Genomic DNA, 21,121 nt, shown 5'->3' on the forward strand with positions numbered 1-21,121 from the left:
GATGCTACGACAATCCTTATAAGGATTGCTAGTATTTGTGTCGTGCCCACCCCGCAGCGCCGTATCGCCGAGACGGTGGCCGCCGATCTGCGCAACCGGATCCTGGCCGGTGCCGACCGGCTGCCCACTCAGGACCAGTTGGTCGCCGAGTTCGGCGTCAGCTATCCCTCGGTGCGGGAGGCACTGCGGATCCTGGAGACCGAGGGCCTGGTCACGGTGCGCCGCGGCAGCGTCGGCGGGGCGCAGGTGCACCGGCCCGACGAATCCTCGGCGGCATATCACCTCGGCCTGGCGCTACAGGGTGCGTCGGTGCCGATCGGGGACTTGGCCGCGGGGCTGCAAGTGCTGGAACCGCTGTGCGCCGCCGAGGTGGCCCGGCGCTCCGACCGCCTCAAGGTGGTGGTGCCGGTGCTGACCCGCAATGTCGACGCCAGCGCGGACGTGGTGGGCGACGGGGCCGCGTTCACCCGGTGCGCCCGCGAATTCCATGACCTGATGGTCGAATTCACGCCGAATGCCACCATCCGCCACGTGGTGGGCAGTCTGGTGGCGCTGTGGTCGGCGCAGGAGGAGAAGTGGGCCGACGCGTTGGTGCGCCGCGGCGAGTACCCGTCGGCAGCCGAAGCCCGCAGCGCGGTGCGCACACACCGTCGGCTTGTCGATGAGATCGCGGCCGGGCGGCCCGAGGAAGCCGAGCGCATCGCGCGGCGGCACCTCGCCGCGACGCAGGAACTGTTACTGGAACGCTTCACCGACGACGTGGTGCACGCGGTTCGTGGCGCAAAGTCGCACGCGGGACGGTGCTGCTGACTTAGCGTTGGCGCGCATGAGCGAAGCGCGCGAGGTGATCGCATGGGTGTAGTGGTGGTGACGGGCGCGGCGTCGGGAATCGGGCGGGCCAGCGCGGAGGCGCTGATCGCCGACGGGCGCCAGGTGGTGTTGTGGGATGTGGCTCCTGAGGTGGTGGAGGTGGCCGGCGCGCTCGGTGCCCGCGGCGAGGCCGTCGATGTCACCGATATGGCTGCCGTCACCGAAGCACTGGTGAACGCCGGTGACATCAACGGACTGGTGCATGCGGCGGGCCGGGTCATCGCCGAGCCGGTCGGCGCCTACACCGCGCAATCCTGGGACGCGGTGCTGGATGTGAATCTGCGCGCGCAGGCGCTGCTGGTGCAGGCCATGCTGCCGGGACTCGAGGCGGCGGCCCAGGCCGGTGAATCGCCTGCGGTGGTAGGTATTTCGAGTATCGAAGGACTCAGTGCCAACCCGTTCATTCCGGCTTACTGCGCATCCAAGGCCGGACTTCTGGGACTCACCCGGTCGATGGCGGCGCAGTTCGGACCGCTGGGGATCCGGGTGAATGCGGTGTGTCCCGGCTTCATTCGGACGCCGATGTTGCAGATCGCTCTGGATATCGACGAGATCAGAGCCGGTTTCGAGCAGGCCGCGCCGCTGGGCCGGTTGGGTCAACCCGATGAGGTCGGCGCCGCGGTGGCGTTCCTGATGTCACCCAAGGCGTCGTTCATCACCGGCACGTACCTGGTCGTGGACGGGGGAGTGACCAGCCGTCACGCCTGAGGCCGGTCCGGATTCGCCGAGTGCGCGCGCATCGGATGACTGTGATGACGGCGCGAGGTGCCGCTGCCACCGTGATCACTGAACAAGTCGTAGCTGCCTGACAGGCAATGCGGGAGCTGTTACGCCACTTCCTCGTTCGCCGCACCGGCGCAGTCCGGCGCCGGCTGACGCCGGCTGTCGCGCTGTCTGATCGCCGCGATGGCGTGTGCCAACCGCTGCATCAGTTCAGGCGTCGTCGTTCGCTGCTGAGCGATGACGGAAATGTTGGTCGTCCAGACATCTGTGAACATGTCGGCGACGCCCTGGCGCAGCTGGACCGAAAAGCCCTCGCCCATCGCATTGCCGAAGATTCCGACGATCCGAGTGCGCACAAGATCCGCCTGCTCGGTGGCGGGGCCCTGTGCGTACAAGTAGGAACGAATCATCGCCTCGGCCAGGTGCGGTGACTCGGAGAACTTGACCGTGAGCAGCTCGAACACGTGAAGAAGCCGTTGATAGCCGTCGACGGAGGTATGTGACTCGGAGCAGGCGCCTTCGTCGAAGTCCTGCAGCCAATCGTGCAAGCAAGCCAGGAGGAGGTCGTCCTTGGACGGGAAATAGAGGTAGACGGTGCTGGGCGCCAATTCGGCTGCAGCAGCGACGGATCGGATCTGACAGTGATCGTAGCCGCGGGACGCCAATCGCGCCGCGGCGGCGATGATCCGCTTGCGGCGCGTCTCTCGTCCTCGTGCCAGTTCACTGGTGCGCGCTGTAGATGTGAGGCGCGCGGGGAGGCGATGGGGCATGGCCAGCTCCTGGTAGGCATAGGTGACCTCGCAGTGCGAACGCTAGGTTCGGTTGGTCCCACCGCCTGTGCGCCGTCTCATTCACCGGGCGGCGAATCTGGTGCCGAGCGCATCGGTATACCCTCCATGTCGAGTCGACGGCATGAGCGTCGATGTGCCGCACACCAAGTCATCTTTCTGGCTCATCGCGCGGCTGCCGGCGGATGGAAGAAGATGCCTTCTGCGCGCACGGAGATGCCTTGCGATGTCGCGAGAGCTCCGACGACGATTGTCTTGACCCCGTCGACCCGATCGATGTGTGCCTCGGCGTGTACAGGCCCAAGGGGAGTGCCTGCCTCGTAGCGCACGGAAAGCGTGCCCGTCACCGCCGGGTGGCCGGGCTTGTGCGCCGCAGCACCCAGGACGTGATCGAGTATCAAGGCACAGACACCGCCGTGGACGTGTCCGGCAGGTCCTTCGTAGGCGGCTCCGAGGGTGACGTCGGTCCACACACTCCCATCTGATCGGTGATGAACAGACAACGGCGGGGCAAAGGCGTTGCGCACGCCGATCACGGCGTTGCCCCACGTCAGAGTTCGACCGTCGGAAGTCTCGGGCAGTCCGAAGGATCCTGGCATCAGTGCGGCACAGAGTTCGTCAGCGGCGGCATCGATCTTCTGCTGCACCGATGCGATGGTGGCAAGGTCGACTTGGCTGCGGATGGTGGCGTCGACGAGTCGACGAACGGAGTTGGTCAGCGAGGCGTAAACGGCCTCGGCGGCATCGGGATTGTCATCGACGGACACTGATCGCCTATCCCACCGCAGCAGGATCTGCTCGCAGGCCGGATAGCCCGCCGTAGTCCCCCCGGTAGAAGAGCAACGGCCGGCCGGGATGCGCCTGCAACGTCGTGACGTGGGCGACGACGATGGTGTGGTCTCCGGCGCCATGTTCGAATTCGAGGTCGGCCTCGATGGTGGCCAAGGCACCCGCGATCTGCGGGGATCCGTTGGAGGCGGGGTGCCATTCGACCGCGGCGAACTTGTCTTCGCCCGCAAGGGCGAATTGGGCGCAGATCGCCTCCTGATCGTCAGCGAGGATGTTGATGCACAGGCGCCCGGTGGCGCGAATCAACGGCCAGCTGGTTGAGGACAGCGCGGGACAGAACGACACATAGGGCGGGTCCAGCGATACGGAGGTCAGTGATTGACAGGTGAAGCCGAGTGGCCGTTGCCCGTCGTGACCCGTGATGACGGCGATTCCGGTACAGAAGTGGCCGAGTACCGCGCGCATGTCTTGGGGTCTGGGTCGGGAGCTGCTTGCCTTCGTCGCCGCGGCATCGTTACGTCCCATCGGTGTGCTCCTCCTGTCGTCCTGTGACCCAGGTTCGAGATTTTGGTGGCCCTGCGCAATGCTGTTTCCCGGCCAGCGGTTCATCGGTGCGGGCCAGGTGAGCCGTGTTGTTAACCTGGGCGGATGGAAAAGCCCGAGTCGGGAGGCAAATCCGCCATGTCCGCCACCGGCTGGGCGCTGCTCGGGTTGTTGTCCTATGAGGCGGAAGTGTCGGGCTACGACATCCGCAAATGGATTCACTGGAGTATGCGTTACTACTACGTAAGCCCGGCGTTCAGCCAGATCTATACGGAGTTGAAGAAGCTGGAGAAGTTGGGCCTGCTGACCTCACGGGTAGAGGACACCGGGCCCCGGACTCGCCGGCTGTACTTGATCACACCTGAGGGTCTCGAGGCCGTCACGCGTTGGGCGAGGGACACTCCGGTCGAGCCGCCGTCGCTCAAGCACCCGGCGATTCTCCGAGTGACGCTGGGTCATCTCAGTGACCCGGCAGCGCTCAAAGAAATGCTCCAAGAGCACATTGCCTACGTCGATCAGATGCAGCGCGATGCCGCCAAGGATGCCCGCTGGGCGGGTGCCGATCCGTCCTGGGCATACGCGAAGATCGCCCTACATTGGGCGGACCGCTGCTACACGTCAGAGCGGGAACTGACGCTGAAGTTGATCAAGGATCTCGACGAGACCGAGGCGAACTTCCCGAAAATCGGCCAGGACGCCAAGATTCCCTGGCCGGATCCCAAGTACTGGTACGAAATCGAGAAGAAGGTCGAAGCCGAAGACATCGAGTGAGCGTCATGGCCCCACGCTGAATCCCTGTGCCGCTCAACTTCTGGCGGCATCGAGTGCGGCAACGTAGCCGTAGACCAATCCCTGCGCGATGGTCGCGCCGGCCCCCGGGTAGATCTTGCCAAAGGCATTTGCAGCGGTGTTGCCGATCGCGTACAGGCCGTCGATGACGGTGTCGTCTTCGCGCTGCACGCGGGCGCGCTCATCAGCGCGGAGGCCGCCGCAGGTCCCGAGATCGCTGAGCACCAACTTGACCGCGTAGAACGGACCCTTGACCAGCGGGCGCAGATTCGGATTCGGAGTGATCGTGGGGTCGCCGTAATAGCGGTCATAGGCACTGCGGCCGCGGCCGAAGTCAGGGTCCTCACCGGCGAAGGAGTTCTCGTTGAATCTGGTGACGGTCGCGCCGAACTCGTCGACCGGTACGCCCATCTTGGTCGCCAGTTCGTGCACATCTTGCGCTCGGACCGCGATGCCGGCGTCGTACCAACGCCGCGGTATCGGCATACGGGGAAAGCGCTCGGCGGCAAAGACATAACTGTTGCGGTATTGCTGATCGAAGACGATCCACATCGTCTCCACCGGTGTGCCCGCAGCCTCCAGTTCCAGGAGGCGTTGGCCGAAGCTCATGTAATCGGTTGATTCGTTGACGAATCGCTTTCCGTGCTCGTCGACGATGAAGGATCCGGGCAGGGACCGTTCGGCCAGCATCACCGCGGGCGCACTGCCCGGCAAGGGCGCCACCGCGGGAAACCACCAGGATTGGTCCATCAACGCGATATCGGCCCCGATATCCTGGCCGATCCGAATGGCATCACCGGTGTTGGATTCGGCGCCCAGGCTCAGATTGGAGCCGAGAGACTCGGACTGGAACTTCCATCGCATGTCCATCTGGTGATCGAAGCCACCGGCAGCCAGGACCACGCCGCGTCGGGCCGTGATCGAGATCTTCTTGCCGTCGTGGTCGACGATGGCACCGGTGACCCGGGTGCCGTCGGAGACCAACTCAGACAGAGCAGAATTGAGCCAGATCGGTATGCCGGCGCGGATGGCACCGGCGAACAGCCCGGCGGCCAAGGCCTGACCACCGGCGGCGTAGCGGCGGCCCAGGATGAGCTGGCCGCGTAGGCGGCCATGTAGGGGTGGGCATAGGTGGCGGACGTGGAGGTGAAGTTGATGACCACGCCGCGTCCGGACTGCAGCAGTGCCGGCAGCGCCTGCCGCGTCATCAGGAAGGTGCCGGTCAGATTGACGGCGAGCGTGCGGTTCCAATCCTCCAGTGTGGTCTCGTGGGTGTGTGAACACGTCTGCATCCCAGCCACATTGACCAGCACATCCAGTCCGCCGAGATCGGCCACGGCCGCATCGACTTTCGCGATGACATCGTCTTCGCGCGAGATGTCCAATACGCCGGTGGTGAGTCGCTTGGCGGTGCCCGCCTCGTCGGCGGCCGCTGCGGTGGCCTTCAGCCCCGCTGCGGAGATGTCGAAGGCCGCCACCGTGGCACCTTCGTCCAGCAGGCGGGCCACGGTGGCGGCGCCGATACCGGATCCCGCTCCGGTGATGATGACGCGGCGGTCGGTGAATCTATCGATCACTGGGTTGTCCTTTTGCTCAAGCGAATTGGAACGCGCTGAGGGGCGCCTCAGCTGGGTAGTTGGTGGGGCCACCGAGGTCGTAGCCGGCATTGAGTGCGGCGATGAACTGCGGGTCGTGCAGCGGCTGGCTCGGGATGTCCAGCTTGATGCCCTTGGCCTTGAGATCATCGACCATCATGTCGATGGCACGATCGATACTGAGGTCGTCCGAACCGTCCATGTTCTTCTTCAACTCGTCGTAGTCGGCGAAGACCTCCGCGGACCAGTGCACCAGGAAGCGCAGCTCGTCGGTGTGATGGCGCGCGATGACGTCCTCCCCGTTCTTGAGCAGCCACGAGTCACGGTCGGTCGGATCCCCGGCGAACACCGTGTCGAACGCCAGTCCTGCCGGAACCTGTTGATCCAGTGGGCCATTGGCTTCTCCGCGGTGCATCATCATCTCGTTCTGCACGACGACGACGCGATTGTTGATCGGCGGCAAGACACGTGCAGCCGCCTTCAGGGGGCCCTCGGGCCAGTAGGTGAACCCTGAGGTCTCGTCCAGCAAGAACCAGGTGATGACCTGGGCCATCTTGATCAGGTAGTCGGTGAACAAGCCCGACTTGCCCATGACGCTGCACAACCAGGTGGGTGCGTTCTCGTGGCGCACGCCGCGAAAGCTGGGGGAGTCCAGGTGGCCGGGGTCACGGTTGGCGCACGGGCCATTGATGTTGAACAGCATCAGTTCGGGCTTGGCGTACTCGGCGTTCCAGTAGCTCTTCGCATGTTCCAGGAACTGCGCGTTGTAGAAGCAGTCATGCAGTTCCGGGTAGAGCACCGCACCGTAATTGGCGAGGTACCCGCGGAAGGTGGGAGTGAGGCACAGGTCCAACGACGGCGTGAAGCCCTCGGGGAAGGCACCGCTCATGGTGGCCATCAGTTCATCGGCGGAAGCGAAGTGCTGGGCGATGATGAGCTTCCACGGTCCCTGGGTGCGCACCACGTCGAGCAGTCGTTCGCGCTGGTCGGCGGTGTAGATATCGGTGATCTCGCGCGGCGGTGCAACCGGCCGTAGGACATCGGACAGTTCGCGGCGCCGGTCGTCAGTCAGCATGGTGGTCTCCTTCAGTGATTAGATCAAGCTCGACATGGACGACGGCATGCCCGGCGGTATCTGGATCGACGAAGCGCTGCGGACCGCGCAGCTTCTCGACGACGATGCCACCCTCGACGCCCTCGAGCTGACCCAGGGGTCATCGGTGTACAAACCGATGTACCTGTTCCGGGGCGATGTGCCCGTCAAGGAGTTCTCGACGGTCATGCCGCCGGCCCTTCGTCCCGCCGTCCGGCTTTTCGGCAGACAGGCGATGGGTGTCTACCCCTACCGGGACCTCTACATGCTCGCGGCCGCACGGCAATTCGTCCCCTTGATGAAGAACACCAAACTGATTCTGTTGGGCGGCATCACCGATCGCGAGCATGTGGAAACCGGTCTGGCCGAAGGATTCGATTTCGTCGCCATGGGACGGGCGCTGCTGCGTGAACCGGACCGGGTGAAGACCATGATCGCCGAACCCGGTTCCCGAAGCCGCTGCACCCACAACAACAAATGCATGGTCACGGTGTTCGGCCGCACCCACTGCGTGCTCGACCCCGTGCAGCGCTACGGGCATGCCGGTATGCCCGTAGCACTACCGACGAACAGGTCACCTAGCGCCCGGCCGGCCTGCCGGCGAGCGCGATGGGCGATGTCGAGCGTCGGCATCGTCATGAATCCGTGGATGCCGCCCTCGAACGTGCATCGGGTGGTCGGCACGCCAGCGGCCTGCAGCGCGTCGGCGTAGGCAACACCCTCGTCTCGCAGCGGATCGTGCCCCGCGAGGACGATGACCGTCGGCGGAAACCCATCGTGCGCGCCGTGTAGCGGTGAGGCGTAGGGATGCTGCCGATCCTCGATCGCCGGCACGTACTGGTCCCAGTACCACTGCAATGCCGGACGTGGATTGTAGAAACCGCGACCGAACAACTGGTAGGACTCACTGTCGAAATCCGCGGTGATCACCGGGTACAACAACAGCTGCGCCGCCAACGCGGGACCGTTGCGGTCACGCGTCATCATGGCGGTGACGGCTGCCAGATTGCCGCCGGCGCTGTCGCCGCCGACCGCCAACCGAGAGGGTCGACGCCGAAGTCGTCGGCGTGTTCGACCACCCAGCAGGTGGCCGCATAGAGGTCCTCGGCCGCGGTGGGCCAACGATGCTCCGGCGCCAGCCGGTAGGCCACTGAAACGACCACTGCGGGAATGAGATTGGCCAGATTGCGGCATAACCCGTCGTGGCTGTCGAGATCGCAGAACACGAATCCGCCGCCGTGGGCGAAGACGAGCACCGGCAACGGCGTCGACCCGGCCGGACGGTATACGCGGACGTCGATGTCGCCGCCGTCGACGGGGATGCGGTGGTCCTCGACGACCGCGACCGGCTCGGGGTCCGGATTGGGAACAAATCTGGCGCGGATGGCTGCGCGGACTTGAGCGCCCGTCATCGTATGCACGGACGGGAAGCCGGAATCCAGACTCTCGATCAGCCCGGCGATCTGCGGGTCGAGGGGCACGCCGGCTGCAGCGTTGCCGATTCCGGTGCGCCCATGGGACGTGATCCGGGACCACTGCGCAGCGGTCGCAACGATTGCAGGGTGGGGGCCACCCGCCCGCTACCGTCTTCGGCGTTGCGCCAGACGCCCATCGCCGTCATCCGCACGGGCGCGGCCAGGCGCTGGTCGAAACTCATTCTGCTTATCGGTCCGCACACCGACACAGCGGCTACGGCCCGGCCTGCCGGACCGATCGGTGCTGCCACACAACCGAACCCGGGTAACGACTCCTCGCGTTCGAAGGCCACGCCGTGAGCGCGGACCTTGGCCAGTTCCGCGGTGAGTTGCGCGGCGGTTGTGAGCGAGAACCGGGTTTTACGGGCCGAGAGATCGACAACGGTGGCATTGTTGTCGGCGAGAATCGCTTTACCGACGGCGGTGCAATGCGCCGGCTGACGCCCGCCGACTCGCGTCGGAATCGCCGCGACCATCTGGTCGCCGGTCTTCTCCAGGTACACCACGTCGGACCCGTCCAGGACGGCTAGATGTACCACGAGTCCGGTGGCGCGGTGCAGATCGCGAAGTAGTGGAATGGCTGCACGGTGAATGCGATCCTGGTGCAGCGCCAACGATCCCAACTCGACCAATCGCATACCCAGTTCGTAGTCGCGGCCCTCCCGGCGCAACCACCGCAGCGCCACAAGGCGTTCGAGCATGCGGTGGGCCGATGAGCGCGGCAGACCGGTGCGGCGCACGATCTGGGCCAAGGTCAGCCGTCCCGGTCCTTCGAAGGCATCCAGGACCAGCGATATCCGGTCGATGACCGCGCTGGGCGTCTCGCCCGCCTTCTCGACTGTCATTGTAATGAGGGCCTCACCATATTGGACCGCACATGCCACGCGGCATATGACTATTAGAAATATGACTGTTTGTAGCACACCGGTGTGTGCGCTGTCATATGATTGGAGATAGGCGCAGGTCGCAGGCAGCACTGAGACCCGCCCGGATGGTTCCGGGCGGGTCGCGGCGAGCAGATTATGCGGAGGTGGCGGCGCGTCCGGCGCGTCGACCGTAGAAGCTGCCGTCGCCCAGGGACACGCCGCTGGCGTAGCCCCATGCGGCCAGCCCGGCGGTGCACCGCCCGGCGGCGAAGAGCCCCGGAATCGGTACGCCGCTGACGTGGAGTACCTCGGCGTCCAGGGTGGTGTGCAGGCCGCCGAGGGTGAATCCGCCGGTGGACTCACGCAGGTCGATGGCCCCCACCGGCGAGCCGATGGGTCGCAACCAGCGCTTCTTCTTGTGCAGCAGCGGATCATGCCGCTGGGCGGCGCCGTGGTTGTAGTCGGCGATGGTGGACTGCAGGAATCCGGTCGGTAGTCCGATCTCGTCTTCGAGCTCGGCGACGGTTTCGCACACCCACGTCGGCGGTCGCATCATCAACTGCGGCGACAAGGACGCCATCGCCTCCTGCTGAGCGGTCTCGTCGATGATCAGATACGCGGTGTTGTTCTGGTGATAGAGCGTGAGCTGACCGGCCCGGTCTGGGTAGGTGTCCTCGGCGACGTAGCGTTGACCCCGTTCGTTGACCAGGATGCCGCGCACCAGTTGTTGTGGGTCGATGAACAGTGCCACCTCGGTGGCGTCCATGTGGGCGAGGTCGGCGCCGAGGGCCTGGGCCATCCGAATGGCCTGCCCGTCATGCTGTTCGATCGAGGCGGCCGGCCGGCGATGCGGGGGGCGTACTGCGCCACCATCGCGTCGTTGTAAGCGAAGCTGCCCGCGGCCAGCACGACACCGCGGCGCGCGCGGATGTCGATCGTCTCGCCGTAGCGGCGGGAGCGGATACCGGCCACCCGGCCGTCCGACTCGATGATCAGGCGCTGTACTCGGATGTCGTAGAGCGCCCGCGCCCCTGCCGCAGTGGCGCTGTCGACCAGACCCTTCATCAGCATCAGGCCGGCACTGGACTCGCCCTGCTTCTTGTTCTGCATCTGCGGTACGTGGCCCCGCGGTGCCGGGTTGGCGATGGTGTTGAACGGGTACGCGTTCTCCCCACCGCTGTACATCAATCCCTCATCGCCCATCGGCTCCCAGCCGGGTTCACCGAAGAACTCGGCCTTGAAGGGGACGCCGCAACCCACCAGCCATTCGAAGTGCGCGATGCTGCCGGCGCAGTAATCCTCGATGCGTGGTGCATCGGCGCCCGGGCCCATGGCCGCGTTCAGGAAGGTGGCCATGTTGTCGGGTGAGTCTTCGAAGCCGCAGGCCTTCTGGATCGGTGTACCACCGCCGAGGTAGATGAAGCCGCCGGCCATCGCCGCGGCTCCGCCCCACGATCCGCTGCGTTCGAGAACCAGGACGTCGGCGCCACTGCGGGCGGCCTCCACCGCCGCCGCCGCACCGGACACGCCGTAGCCCGCGATGACGACATCTGCCTCGTGATCCCAGCGGGAGATGGCCGAGGCGGGGACCGGGTGGACGTCGCCGTTGGTCGTGGCCGCATCGCCGCCGGCAGGTCGGACACCCACTGGTGGCCCCAATAGCTGTCGGCCGTGATCTCCTCAGCGGTGTAATACGTTTCGCCGACCCGCATGCCCGCTGTCCCGAATTCGATATCCCAATCTCCGGGGGTACGCACATAGAACGACACCATCTTGTCGTTGGTATGTCGGCCCAATGTCGAAGAGAGCTGGAAACCCTCGGCATTGACCCGATCAAGGGCCTGCCCGACGGCATCGAGCGAATCGACTTCGACCATCAGATGGATCAGCCCAGGATCACGCAGCGTCTGTGCTGGGCAGATCGCCAGGCTGTGGTGACGCTGGTTGACACCCATGAACCGCACCCGCACCGGGCCGAACTGCGGCGGCACCGGAACCCGGAAGGCTCCGCGCGACACGAAACCCAGTACATCGGTGTAGAACTCGAACAAACCGTTGACATCCAGCGCAGGCAATACGATGTGGCCCAGGCCCTGCTCATTGGTGACGAACCTGGCGCCGTGCGGTGTGATGACGGGGGAGTGGTCCAGTACGGCACCATGGAACACCTCCAGCGAGGTGCCGGCGGGGTCTTCGAAAGCGATGACTTCCTCCACGCGCCGCGTGTCGGCTTCGTCGAGCGAGAGCTGTTTGAACGGCACACCCGCGGCATCGAGTGCGGCTTTGACCCGCTCCAGGTCTGTGTGGTCGCGCACCTCCCAGCCGACGGTCATGATCTTGTCGACGTCCGCGGGTACGACGATGATGCGGGCGGCGCGTTCGTCCATCCGCAGATACAGCGCGGACTCGTCCGGCCCCGTGCCCTGTGCGAATCCGAGCACGTCGAAGGCGAAGTGTCGCCAACGCTCGATATCGGCCGTCGCGACGGTGACATAGCCGAGGCTCTTGATCAGTCCCATGTGTGCTGTCCTCTCAGATCATTGCCCGCAGCGGGCCCTGCGGATCCACACCCAACGAGCTCAGCGCCGAGGCGTGATACACCGTGGTCGGCACATGAATGGCATGCGCCTGGCCGACGTGCACATCCCGCCAATACCGTTGCAAGGGCTTGTCCATCCGGGCCGCGTTACCGCCACAACGCGCGAAGATCTCGTCCACCGCCGACACCTCGCGCCAGACCGCGCGCACCTGGGTGCGTCTGCCTGCGGCACGGTCCTCGAATGACACCTCTTTGCCGGAGTCGACCATGTCGAAGATGCGATCCGCGTTGGCCAGCAGCTCCTGGCGGGCGGCGTTGATGTCCGCGGCGGCCTCGCCGATCGCATACATGACATAGGGGTCGTCCTTAATGGCGTCACCGCTCGAATTCACCCGTTCGCGTTGGTAATCCAGCGCGGCCGCCAGCGCACCTTCGGCGATGCCGATGGTCGCAGAGCTGATGCCGAGCGGGAACATCGTCGACCACGGCATCAGGTAAAGCGTCTCGGTCATCCCGGCCTCCCGCTGTGCGGTGCCGTCCATGACCTTCATCGCGTCCATCGTCCGGTAGGACGGCACGAACGCGTCCTTGACGATCACGTCCTTGGATCCCGTGCCGCGCAACCCGACGACGTTCCACGAATCGTCCACGATCTCGTAGTCGCTGCGCGGCAGGATCATGTGCAGCATCTGCGGCGGCATCAGCGGGTTTGCCGTCGGCGTCGCCGATCATCCCTCCCAGGAAGATCCAGTCGCAGTGGTCGGTGCCCGAACTGAACTGCCAGCGGCCGTTGAAGATATAGCCGCCCTCGACGGGTCGGGCCACACCCTGCGGTGCGTATGGCGAAGCGACCCACGTGTCGATGTCGTCGGCCCAGATCTCCGTGGCGACTCGTGGATCTGCATAGGCCAGCTGGTAAGGGTGCACGCCCACCACGCCGTTGATCCAGCCGGCGGCCGGGTCCAGTGCCGCGGTGGCCATCACGGTCTCGGCGAACTCGCGCGGGTGGACCTCCAGGCCGCCGTGCGCCTTGGGCTGCAGCAGGCGGATGTTGCCCGCCGACTTCATGAGCTTGACTGTTTGGTCGGTGAGTTTGCCGATCTTCTCGGCTTCGGCGCCCTGGTTGCGCAGTTGTTCGGCGATCTCGCGCACTCGGTCTATTACCCGCTCAGTCATCATCTGGTCCTATCGTCGAAGACTGTCACCGATGGTGGAGGACGGTGTCCGCCGCGGTGGCGGCGATTCCTGGTCAGTGGAAAATCTGAGTGCCCCAACGCGTCAGAACTCGATATGGAGGTCATCGGAGACCGGGCGGGCCTGACATCCCAGGATAAGGCCGTCTGTGAGATCCTCGGGCTCGAGAATCTCGCAGCTGGCCATGTCCACTTCACCGTGTACCAGCCTCGCGGCACATGATCCGCACTGACCTTCCTTACAGGAGTACGGCACGTCGACGCCGGCGGCGACGAGAACGTCGACCAGCGTCGCGCGCCGTGGCCAGCGCAGCTGGTGGCTGGTCCCATCCAGGTCGACGCGCACGGCGGCAGCATCGCCGTCGTCGAAATCTGTTGTCACTGAAAGATTGTCATCGTCGAACGGATCACCCGACAGTGACCGGAATACCTCCAGATGCACCCGCGCCGGCGGCACCCCCGCCTCGGTCAGAGCGTCCTTGATGACGGCCATGAACGGTGCGGGGCCGCAGATGAACGAATCGAAACCTGCCGACCCTGGGAACACGGTGCGGGTGAATCCGCTCATCTGGGCGGGCGTCGGTAGGCCCCGGATCGACTCCAACCAGTGCAACACCGTCAGTCGGCCGGCGTACCCAGCCGCCAGATCGCGCAACTCCTCGGCGAAGATCACCGACCTCTCGTCGCGATTGGCGTAGCACAGCACGACCCGTCCGGTGCCTGCCGACAACACCGATTTCACGATCGACATGATCGGTGTGATTCCGCTTCCGGCTGCCCACAAGAGAAAATCGGCGTCGAGGTCTGCGGGAGTGAACACCCCTGACGGCGGTAACACCTCGATGGTGTCGCCGACAGTGATGTTGTCGCACAACCAATTCGATCCGTAACCGCCGACGGTCCGCTTGACCGTCACCTTGAGTGCCGAATCGGCATGTGGTGAGCTTTTGTCGTCATGGCCACCGGCCCCTTGTCGGCCGCGATGACCCCCGATATTCCAGGGCTGGACACATTCGGCGGACAGACTTATCACACCGCGCACTGGCCACACGAGAACGTCGACTTCACTGGTAGGCGCGTGGCCGTGATCGGTACCGGATCCTCGGGGATCCAGTCGATTCCGATCATCGCCGAGCAAGCCGAACATCTCTACGTGTTCCAGCGCAGTCCGAACTACAGCGTGCCCGCCGGTAACCGCCCGCTGACTGCGGAGGAGGTCGCGGACATCAAGGCCAATTACTCCGAGCGCCGCCGGATGTCCTGGCACAGCGGTGGGGGGTCACCACACATCGCCCACCCGAAGCTGACCCTGCAAGCCAATCCGGAGGAGCGTCGCGAAGCTTTCGAAACGCGTTGGGAAATCGGTGGTGTGCTGTTCTCCAAGACGTTCAGCGACCAGATGATCACCCTGGAAGCCAATGACGAAGCTCGCAAGTTCTACGAAGACAAGATCCGAGCTGTCATCGGGGATCCACAGCTCGCCGAAATGCTGATACCCACTGACCATCCGATCGGCGCGAAGCGGATCTGCACCGACACCAACTATTTTCAGACATTCAACCGGGACAATGTCACCCTGGTGAGTGTGCGAAACACGCCGATCGAGTCGATCGACGACACGGGCATCAACACCGTCGATGCGCACTATGACATCGACGCCCTGGTCCTGGCGACGGGCTTCGACGCGATGACGGGCACACTGGCCAAAATCGATATCGTGGGGCGCGGCGGGGAGAAACTGGCCGACGACTGGGCTGACGGACCGCGCACCTACCTCGGACTGGGCACCGACGGATTCCCCAACCTGTTCCTGGTGTCGGGTCCCGGAGCGCCCGCGGTGCTGGCCAATATGGTGCTGCACGCCGAGGCGCACGTGAACTGGATCGCCGACGCCATCGGCTACCTCGACAACCACGGGTACGCCGCTCTGGAACCGACCGCGGATGCCGTGGACAACTGGATCGCCGAGTGTGCCCAACGCGCCGAGGCCACCCTCTTCGCAAAGGCCAACTCCTGGTACCTGGGCGCCAACGTGCCGGGCAAGCCCCGAATGTTCATGCTCTTTTCTGGGCGGATTCGGGGTCTACCTCGACATCTGCAACGAGGTGGCCGGGGCCGGGTACAAGGGATTCGATCTGATCAAGGCGCCGAGTACCACCCCATAGGAGGAGCGATGTCCGATCTGGCTGCTTACGGCCCCTGGGCGGTGATCGCAGGCGGGTCTGAGGGCGTAGGAGCAGAATTCGCCCAGCAGCTCGCGGAAAGCGGGATCAATGTGGTGCTGATTGCCCGCAAGAACGATCCACTCGAGGAAACCGCACGCCGTTGCCGAAGCCTTGGTGCCGAGGTCCGCACTCTGCCCATGGACTTGCTGGGGCCCACCGCCGGGGCTCGGATCGCCGCGGCAACCGCCGACCTGGAGGTAGGGTTGCTGATCTACAACGCCGGGGCAAATACGTGCAGCCAGACCTTCCTCGACGGCGATCTCGCCGAGCATCGTAAGGTCGTCGACCTGAACGTCACCCGCATGATGGAACTGGTCCAGCACTTCGCCATTCCCATGGTGGCCCGCCGACGAGGGGGCATCATGATCATTGGTTCGGTGTCTGGCTATTTCGGTGCGGCACATCACGCCGCATACGCCGGTGCCAAGGCGTTCAGCAGAATCTTCGCCGAAAGCCTGTGGGTCGAACTGCGGGATTTCGGTGTGGAGGTGATCGAGGTGGTGCTCGGGTTGACGCGCACCCCTGCGATGCAACGTGTCGGTCTGAATTTCGATGCGCCGGGGATGCTGGTCAGCGAGCCCGCCGACGTGGCCAGGGAAGCACTGGCGCACCTCGCCGACGGTCCGGTCTTCGTCGCCGGCGGCAACGCCGAGCGGGCGGAACACAATAGTGGTCCCGACCGCGCCAGGGTGGTCTCGGCTGCGCACGACGCAATCCAGAGCCTGATGAATTCACCTGCTGCACCCTGACGGTCGTGGAGTCGCGCGTCGTCCACGCAGGTGACAAGCGAATAAGAAAGGAGTGCACTCATGGGGGTCTATGCGGTGAGCGGAGCGGCTTCCGGCATGGGGAGCGCGGTGGCCGCCCGGTAGCGCGCCGAGGGACATCAGGTCATCGGCATCGATATTCGTGAGGCCGACATCGTCGCCGATCTGTCCGTCCCCGAGGGTCGCCGGCACGCAGCCCAGGCGGTACTGGACCGCGTTGAAGGGCACCTCGACGGCGCGGTGCTCGCCGCTGGGCTCGGACCGCGGCCCGGGTTCGCCCATGTGCCCACGATTCTGTCTGTCAACTATTTCGGCGTCACGGACCTCCTGAACGCCTGGCGTCCTGCCCTTGAAACGGCCGGCAACGCCAAAGTTGTCGTGGTGGGCAGCAACTCCACGACCACCGTGCCCATGATTCCTCAGCGTGCGGTACGCGCGCTGTTGCGCAACGACCTGGAACGTGCCACCCGCACGATGCGCTGGTTCGGCCCGGTTGCCCCGTCGATCGCGTACGGCACCTCCAAGATGGCGTTGATGCGTTGGGTGCGGCGCACCGCGGTGCAGGCGCACTGGGCAGGAGCGGGAATCCGCCTCAACGCGATTGCTCCCGGCGCATTGGACACTCCGCTGCTGCGCCAACAACTGGATGACCCTCGGGAAGCCAAGGCGGTCCGGGCCTTCCCGGTGCCGGTAGGGCATTACGGCTCACCAATAGACTTAGCCTCGATCGACCGACTGACCTGGGTGGCTGGTGTCGAGTTTCGTTGATCGGCGTGGCCGGGGTGGAGGCGTGAGGTAGTTGCTGGTCTGTCCAGCTTTTCCTATGTGTTCCGGTCGGGCCTTTCGGCGGGGGGTCAAACTGGTGTGGTCAGCGGCGGGCTGTATCCGATGGTGTTGTGCCACAGTGCAAGCCAAGATTTGGACCAGGGCCAGTGGGTGGGCAGGTGCAGGACCGGTCGGTGTTGCGGGCGGGCGAGTCGGGCTGGAACGTTGATGATCTGGCGGCGCAATGTCGATCCTCGGGCTCGGGTGTGCCGGTCTCCGGCGAGCACGCCGGCCGCGCGCAGCAGATTGTGAGCGATCCGCCGCGCAGAGTATCCCGGCCGAGTTGGCCCCGAAGCGGCCCGACGGAATGTGGGCCAACGGTCCGTCGATGAGGTCGGCGAACACGGTTTCAATGATCGCGTGCTGGCGGTGGGTGATGTCGGCCGCCTCGACGGGTAGGTCGGTGTTGGTGAAGAACGGGTGATACCGCCAGATCGGGAACAGTGCGTCGGGGAAGCGGGCGTCCTTGACGCGGCGCACGATCAGTCGGGCAGTGATTCGATCGGGAGTGGAAGCGAAAGCGGTGTAGCCGATTTCGGCCACCTCGGCATCGGAGATCCAGCCCCCGGTATCGGGGTCACAGACCGCCCCGGGATAGGACACCGGCGTCCGCGCATCGTCGGCGATGGCGGTGATCGCGCGGTCGACCGCGGCGTTGCGGATCATAACCAGGGAGAACTGGGCGCCTGCCCGTCGACACGCCCGCACCACCTTGCGGTTGCCGTAGGCCGAATCTCCGCGGACCAGAATCTGTCCGTTGGATGCGGCGGCGCGGGCGGTGCCGATCGCCTGGGCGACCATCCGCCCGGCGCCCTTGCCTGAGTTGGTCTTGCCGGCGCGCAGCCTCATCCCGGCGATCACCGGTGCGGCGCCTGGTGTGCTGATGGTGGTGGCCAGCGGCGAGAGTCCCTTGCGCAGGATCTGCTTGCCGGCGATCTTGGTGTGCCCGTAAGAGGCGCCTTGTTTGGCGTGCCCGTAGACCGGACGCAGCAGCGAATCGATGTCGATGAACACCTGCTCATCGGCGCCGGGGAGCAGGTCGACGCGCCCGCACAAGGCGACCAGATGCTCGCGGAGCACCGATTAGAGTTGGCGGGCGTGACCGAACGTGAACTCCCGCAACAACGTTCCCACCGTCGAGGGTGCATACACGCCACCGAAGAGCGTCTTCATGCCGCCTAAGCGGATCACGTCGATGTCGTCGATGCAGTCCGCACCGCCGCACATGCCTGCGATCAGCGTGGCCAGTTTCGGTGCCGGGTTCGCCGACCCGGACTTGATCCGGGGCGTCGCGATGTGGATCTTGTCTGCCAGTAGGCGCGAGAGCCCGGTCTGCTGGGCCAACGACATCAGCGGGACCAGCCCGGCGCACGACACGAGATTGTCCTCGTCGAACACCGCGGACTCCGCGACGAACTTATGCGAAACTTGCACCGGAAGTGCCTTTCTGAACTGGACCGACTGATGCCTAGAGAACACCAATCATCCCAGCTCAGAGGGCACTTTCCTCATTCCGACACTCGAATTACACCAGGTCAGTCGGTGGATCGAGGCTAAGGCGCCTGGATGGCGTTCATGCTGTCCGATGCCGCCGACTTCATCTGCGGCAGTGTGATCGTCGTGGATGGCGGCACGGATGCGTACTACCGTGCCGATGCCTGGCCGCGGCGCGTGCCCACGACCGGGCTGCCGCGTTATCTCTGGCGGAAAGCAGTATTCGCACGCCGGCGATCCGCGTCGTGAGATTTCGCCGGTGAGCCCGCGGCCGTTGGCGTCAGGCCTCGGCCGGCTGGGCTTCCTGCTCGCGTTTGATTTCCAGGGCGATGTCGATGAGATCGAGTTACCGATGATGTCGATGCGATCGATACCGAGCGCGTCGAGAAAGGGGACGACGGCGCCCTGGGCGGTGACCATCGGGTGACCACCCCAATCATCGGAGACTCCGAACCCCGGGAACTCGAGCACGAGGCAGCGATGGTATCGAGCGAATGCCGGCAGAACGCCGCGGAAGTTGCGCCAGCCGGTCACTCCGGGCCCGGATCCGTGAAGAAACAGAACCGGCGGTCCGTCGCCGACATCGTAATGGCGCAGAGTTCCTGCAGCGGTGTCGATTTCGCGCAGATCCGCGGCCAATTCGGCCTGGTCGGCCACCGCAACTGAATCGGACACGCACCCTCCCTCGTTAGCCCTGCCCTGTCCAGGCCAGCTTCACCACCTCGTTGGGTAAGGGCAAGGGGATGTTCCGCTGACCGGTGAGAGCCCGCGCCGGCGACGGTCGCCACTTCGGCATCCCGATGGGCGGGACAAGACATGCGTGATGGTGTCGTCAGGTGCGAAGGTTCCCCGTCGAGAGTGTCCCGGGTCACAAGATCCGTGGATCGAACGTCGGGAACGGAGCGACTGGTGGCGCAACGACAGCTCGCAGCACCGCTACAGGCGGTGGGCGGGATGTTCGCCATGTCCGTGGACGCCGTCAAGTACGTGGTACGTGGACCGTTTCAGTGGCGCGAGCTTCTCGATCAATCGTGGTTTGTCGCGCGGGTGGCGCTGGGGCCGACGTTGTTGGTGGCGATTCCGTTCACTGTGCTGGTGAGCTTCACGCTCAACATCTTGTTGCGCGAGCTCGGTGCGGCGGATTTGTCCGGTGCGGGTGCGGCTTTCGGGGCGGTGACTCAGGTGGGTCCGATGGTCACGGTGTTGATCGTGGCCGGTGCGGGGGCTACCGCGATGTGTGCGGATCTGGGGTCGCGCACCATCCGGGAGGAGATCGACGCGATGGAGGTGCTGGGTATCAACCCGGTGCAGCGTCTGGTGACGCCACGGATGCTGGCCTCGGGTTTGGTGGCGCTGTTGCTCAACAGTCTGGTGGTGATCATCGGTATCCTCGGCGGCTATTTCTTCTCGGTTTTCGTCCAGGACGTCAATCCGGGTGCGTTCGCGGCCGGTATCACGCTGCTCACCGGGGTGCCCGAGGTCATCATCTCCTGTGTGAAGGCCGGCCTGTTCGGTCTGATCGCCGGTCTGATCGCCTGCTACCGTGGGCTGACCATCAGCGGTGGTGGCGCCAAGGCCGTCGGCAACGCGGTCAACGAGACGGTGGTCTATGCCTTCATGGCGCTGTTCGTGGTCAACGTGGTGGTCACCGCCATCGGTATCCAAATGACCACGCGATGACAGGATCAACGGTGACTCTTCAAGCGACCTACTCACGTGTGTTCCGGACGGCACGGCGACCTGTGGCGGTGGTGGGTGGCATCGGTGACCATGTGCTCTTCTATGGCAGGGCGCTGGCGGCCGTGCCCTACGCCGCCGCGCACTACCGCCACGAAGTGATCCGGTTGATCGCTGAGATCAGCATGGGTGCAGGCACTTTGGCAATGATCGGCGGCACCGTGGTCATCGTCGGCTTCCTGACCCTGGCGACCGGCGGCGTCCTGGCGATCCAGGGTTACAGCTCGCTGGGAAATATCGGCATCGAGGCGCTCACCGGGTTCCTCGCGGCGTTCATCAACGTTCGGATCTCCGCCCCCATCGTGGCGGGTATCGGGCTGGCCGCCACGTTCGGCGCCGGTGTCACGGCGCAGCTGGGCGCCATGCGGATCAACGAGGAGATCGACGCCCTGGAGTCGATGGGCATCCGTGGGGTCGAGTACCTGGTGAGCACGCGCATCGTCGCCGGCATGATCGCCATCACGCCGCTGTATTCGATCGCGGTCATCCTGTCCTTCGTCGCCAGCCAGTTCACCACGGTGGTGCTGCTCGGGCAGTCCGGCGGCCTCTACGACCACTACTTCAACACCTTCCTCAATCCGATCGATCTGTTGTGGTCTTTCCTGCAGGCGATCCTGATGGCCTTGGCGATCCTGCTCATCCACACCTACTACGGGTTCTTTGCCACCGGTGGTCCGGCGGGTGTCGGTGTGGCAGTGGGCAATGCGGTGCGCACCTCCTTGATCGTCGTCGTCTCCATCACGCTGCTCACCTCGTTGGCTGTCTACGGTTCCAACGGCAACTTCAACCTCTCCGGTTAGCAGGGCATGT

The 21,121-nt window shown here is 64.9% G+C and carries 13 protein-coding genes and 10 pseudogenes; 9 read left to right on the top strand and 14 right to left on the bottom strand.

The window, feature by feature from the left end; all coding sequences use genetic code 11:
• Nucleotides 1-24 precede the first annotated feature (24 nt).
• Nucleotides 25-810, top strand: a complete 786-nt coding sequence (locus FHU31_RS18305) for a FadR/GntR family transcriptional regulator (RefSeq protein ID WP_409371267.1) — start codon at nt 25-27, stop codon at nt 808-810.
• Between the two features lie 42 nt (nt 811-852).
• Nucleotides 853-1,578, top strand: coding sequence for an SDR family NAD(P)-dependent oxidoreductase (locus FHU31_RS18310; RefSeq protein ID WP_167161263.1), 726 nt, complete (start codon nt 853-855; stop codon nt 1,576-1,578).
• A 119-nt stretch (nt 1,579-1,697) separates the two neighbouring features.
• Here the strand turns inward: FHU31_RS18310 and FHU31_RS18315 are convergent, their stop codons facing one another.
• The 3 genes from FHU31_RS18315 to FHU31_RS18325 form a co-directional block, all read right to left on the bottom strand.
• A complete protein-coding gene (locus FHU31_RS18315) occupies nt 1,698-2,363 on the bottom strand; it encodes a TetR/AcrR family transcriptional regulator (protein ID WP_167161265.1) in 666 nt (221 codons plus the stop codon).
• Between the two features lie 182 nt (nt 2,364-2,545).
• Entirely contained in the window at nt 2,546-3,148 is a 603-nt protein-coding gene (locus FHU31_RS18320) for a PaaI family thioesterase (RefSeq protein ID WP_167161180.1), read from the bottom strand.
• A 7-nt stretch (nt 3,149-3,155) separates the two neighbouring features.
• The gene (locus FHU31_RS18325; protein ID WP_208411102.1) at nt 3,156-3,695 is read right to left on the bottom strand and encodes a flavin reductase family protein; all 540 of its coding nucleotides are present in this window, start codon (nt 3,693-3,695) and stop codon (nt 3,156-3,158) included.
• Between the two features lie 123 nt (nt 3,696-3,818).
• Here FHU31_RS18325 and FHU31_RS18330 point away from each other — a divergent pair, with 123 nt between their 5' ends.
• Nucleotides 3,819-4,484, top strand: coding sequence for a helix-turn-helix transcriptional regulator (locus tag FHU31_RS18330; protein WP_167161266.1), 666 nt, complete (start codon nt 3,819-3,821; stop codon nt 4,482-4,484).
• 33 nt (nt 4,485-4,517) lie between these two features.
• Here the strand turns inward: FHU31_RS18330 and FHU31_RS18335 are convergent.
• From FHU31_RS18335 to FHU31_RS18345, 3 genes and pseudogenes are all read right to left on the bottom strand, one after another.
• Nucleotides 4,518-5,621 (bottom strand): annotated as a pseudogene (locus FHU31_RS18335) (FAD-binding protein); the annotation flags it as partial.
• Nucleotides 5,597-6,076: pseudogene (locus FHU31_RS18340) on the bottom strand (SDR family NAD(P)-dependent oxidoreductase); the annotation flags it as partial. The pseudogenes FHU31_RS18335 and FHU31_RS18340, both read right to left, overlap by 25 nt.
• A 19-nt stretch (nt 6,077-6,095) precedes the next feature.
• Nucleotides 6,096-7,172, bottom strand: coding sequence for a hypothetical protein (locus FHU31_RS18345; RefSeq protein WP_167161268.1), 1,077 nt, complete (start codon nt 7,170-7,172; stop codon nt 6,096-6,098).
• A gap of 25 nt (nt 7,173-7,197) precedes the next feature.
• Between FHU31_RS18345 and FHU31_RS18350 the strand changes: the two are divergent.
• Nucleotides 7,198-7,761, top strand: a pseudogene (locus FHU31_RS18350) (NADH:flavin oxidoreductase); the annotation flags it as partial.
• Here the strand turns inward: FHU31_RS18350 and FHU31_RS18355 are convergent.
• From FHU31_RS18355 to FHU31_RS18380, 6 genes and pseudogenes are all read right to left on the bottom strand, one after another.
• Nucleotides 7,722-8,671 (bottom strand): annotated as a pseudogene (locus FHU31_RS18355) (alpha/beta hydrolase). The pseudogenes FHU31_RS18350 and FHU31_RS18355 overlap by 40 nt on opposite strands.
• Nucleotides 8,641-9,510, bottom strand: a complete 870-nt coding sequence (locus FHU31_RS18360; RefSeq protein ID WP_167161270.1) for an IclR family transcriptional regulator — start codon at nt 9,508-9,510, stop codon at nt 8,641-8,643. The pseudogene FHU31_RS18355 and the gene FHU31_RS18360 overlap by 31 nt, the downstream one beginning before the upstream one ends.
• 175 nt (nt 9,511-9,685) lie before the next feature.
• Nucleotides 9,686-11,178 (bottom strand): annotated as a pseudogene (locus FHU31_RS18365) (FAD-dependent oxidoreductase).
• Nucleotides 11,145-12,050 (bottom strand): annotated as a pseudogene (gene bphC, locus FHU31_RS18370) (biphenyl-2,3-diol 1,2-dioxygenase); the annotation flags it as partial. The pseudogenes bphC and FHU31_RS18365, both read right to left, overlap by 34 nt.
• Nucleotides 12,051-12,063: 13 nt before the next feature.
• Nucleotides 12,064-13,246 (bottom strand): annotated as a pseudogene (locus FHU31_RS18375) (acyl-CoA dehydrogenase family protein).
• 102 nt (nt 13,247-13,348) lie between these two features.
• Nucleotides 13,349-14,209: pseudogene (locus FHU31_RS18380) on the bottom strand (2Fe-2S iron-sulfur cluster-binding protein); the annotation flags it as partial.
• On the opposite strand from FHU31_RS18380, the pseudogene FHU31_RS18385 reads away from it, so the two are divergent.
• From FHU31_RS18385 to FHU31_RS32070, 3 genes and pseudogenes are all read left to right on the top strand, one after another.
• Nucleotides 14,210-15,428, top strand: a pseudogene (locus tag FHU31_RS18385) (flavin-containing monooxygenase); the annotation flags it as partial.
• An 8-nt stretch (nt 15,429-15,436) separates the two neighbouring features.
• Entirely contained in the window at nt 15,437-16,237 is an 801-nt protein-coding gene (locus FHU31_RS18390) for an SDR family NAD(P)-dependent oxidoreductase (protein WP_167161274.1), read from the top strand.
• Nucleotides 16,238-16,537: 300 nt separating this feature from the next.
• Entirely contained in the window at nt 16,538-17,023 is a 486-nt protein-coding gene (locus tag FHU31_RS32070; RefSeq protein ID WP_308206778.1) for an SDR family oxidoreductase, read from the top strand.
• A gap of 86 nt (nt 17,024-17,109) precedes the next feature.
• Here FHU31_RS32070 and FHU31_RS18400 read toward each other — a convergent pair.
• Nucleotides 17,110-18,514: pseudogene (locus FHU31_RS18400) on the bottom strand (IS1380 family transposase).
• A gap of 48 nt (nt 18,515-18,562) precedes the next feature.
• Nucleotides 18,563-19,231: an alpha/beta fold hydrolase gene (locus tag FHU31_RS31575; RefSeq protein WP_409371266.1), complete on the bottom strand. Its 669-nt coding sequence runs from the start codon at nt 19,229-19,231 to the stop codon at nt 18,563-18,565.
• Nucleotides 19,232-19,528: 297 nt separating this feature from the next.
• Between FHU31_RS31575 and FHU31_RS18415 the strand changes: the two genes are divergently transcribed.
• Nucleotides 19,529-20,254: an MlaE family ABC transporter permease gene (locus tag FHU31_RS18415; protein WP_234901561.1), complete on the top strand. Its 726-nt coding sequence runs from the start codon at nt 19,529-19,531 to the stop codon at nt 20,252-20,254.
• Complete coding sequence (locus tag FHU31_RS18420; protein ID WP_167161278.1) at nt 20,251-21,111, top strand: ABC transporter permease; 861 nt, start codon at nt 20,251-20,253, stop codon at nt 21,109-21,111. Before FHU31_RS18415 ends, FHU31_RS18420 begins: the two co-directional genes overlap by 4 nt.
• Nucleotides 21,112-21,121 lie beyond the last annotated feature (10 nt).

The organism is Mycolicibacterium fluoranthenivorans, assembly GCF_011758805.1.
GTDB lineage: Bacteria > Actinomycetota > Actinomycetes > Mycobacteriales > Mycobacteriaceae > Mycobacterium > Mycobacterium fluoranthenivorans.

Excerpts from the sequence above, each read along its gene's own strand:
- FHU31_RS18310 (WP_167161263.1), top strand. The coding sequence starts at position 853 with ATGGGTGTAGTGGTGGTGACGGGCGCGGCGTCGGGAATCGGGCGGGCC.
- FHU31_RS18315 (WP_167161265.1), bottom strand. The coding sequence starts at position 2,363 with ATGCCCCATCGCCTCCCCGCGCGCCTCACATCTACAGCGCGCACCAGT.
- FHU31_RS18325 (WP_208411102.1), bottom strand. The coding sequence starts at position 3,695 with ATGGGACGTAACGATGCCGCGGCGACGAAGGCAAGCAGCTCCCGACCC.
- FHU31_RS18330 (WP_167161266.1), top strand. The coding sequence starts at position 3,819 with ATGGAAAAGCCCGAGTCGGGAGGCAAATCCGCCATGTCCGCCACCGGC.
- FHU31_RS18345 (WP_167161268.1), bottom strand. The coding sequence starts at position 7,172 with ATGCTGACTGACGACCGGCGCCGCGAACTGTCCGATGTCCTACGGCCG.
- FHU31_RS18360 (WP_167161270.1), bottom strand. The coding sequence starts at position 9,510 with ATGACAGTCGAGAAGGCGGGCGAGACGCCCAGCGCGGTCATCGACCGG.
- FHU31_RS18390 (WP_167161274.1), top strand. The coding sequence starts at position 15,437 with ATGTCCGATCTGGCTGCTTACGGCCCCTGGGCGGTGATCGCAGGCGGG.
- FHU31_RS18415 (WP_234901561.1), top strand. The coding sequence starts at position 19,529 with ATGTTCGCCATGTCCGTGGACGCCGTCAAGTACGTGGTACGTGGACCG.
- FHU31_RS18420 (WP_167161278.1), top strand. The coding sequence starts at position 20,251 with ATGACAGGATCAACGGTGACTCTTCAAGCGACCTACTCACGTGTGTTC.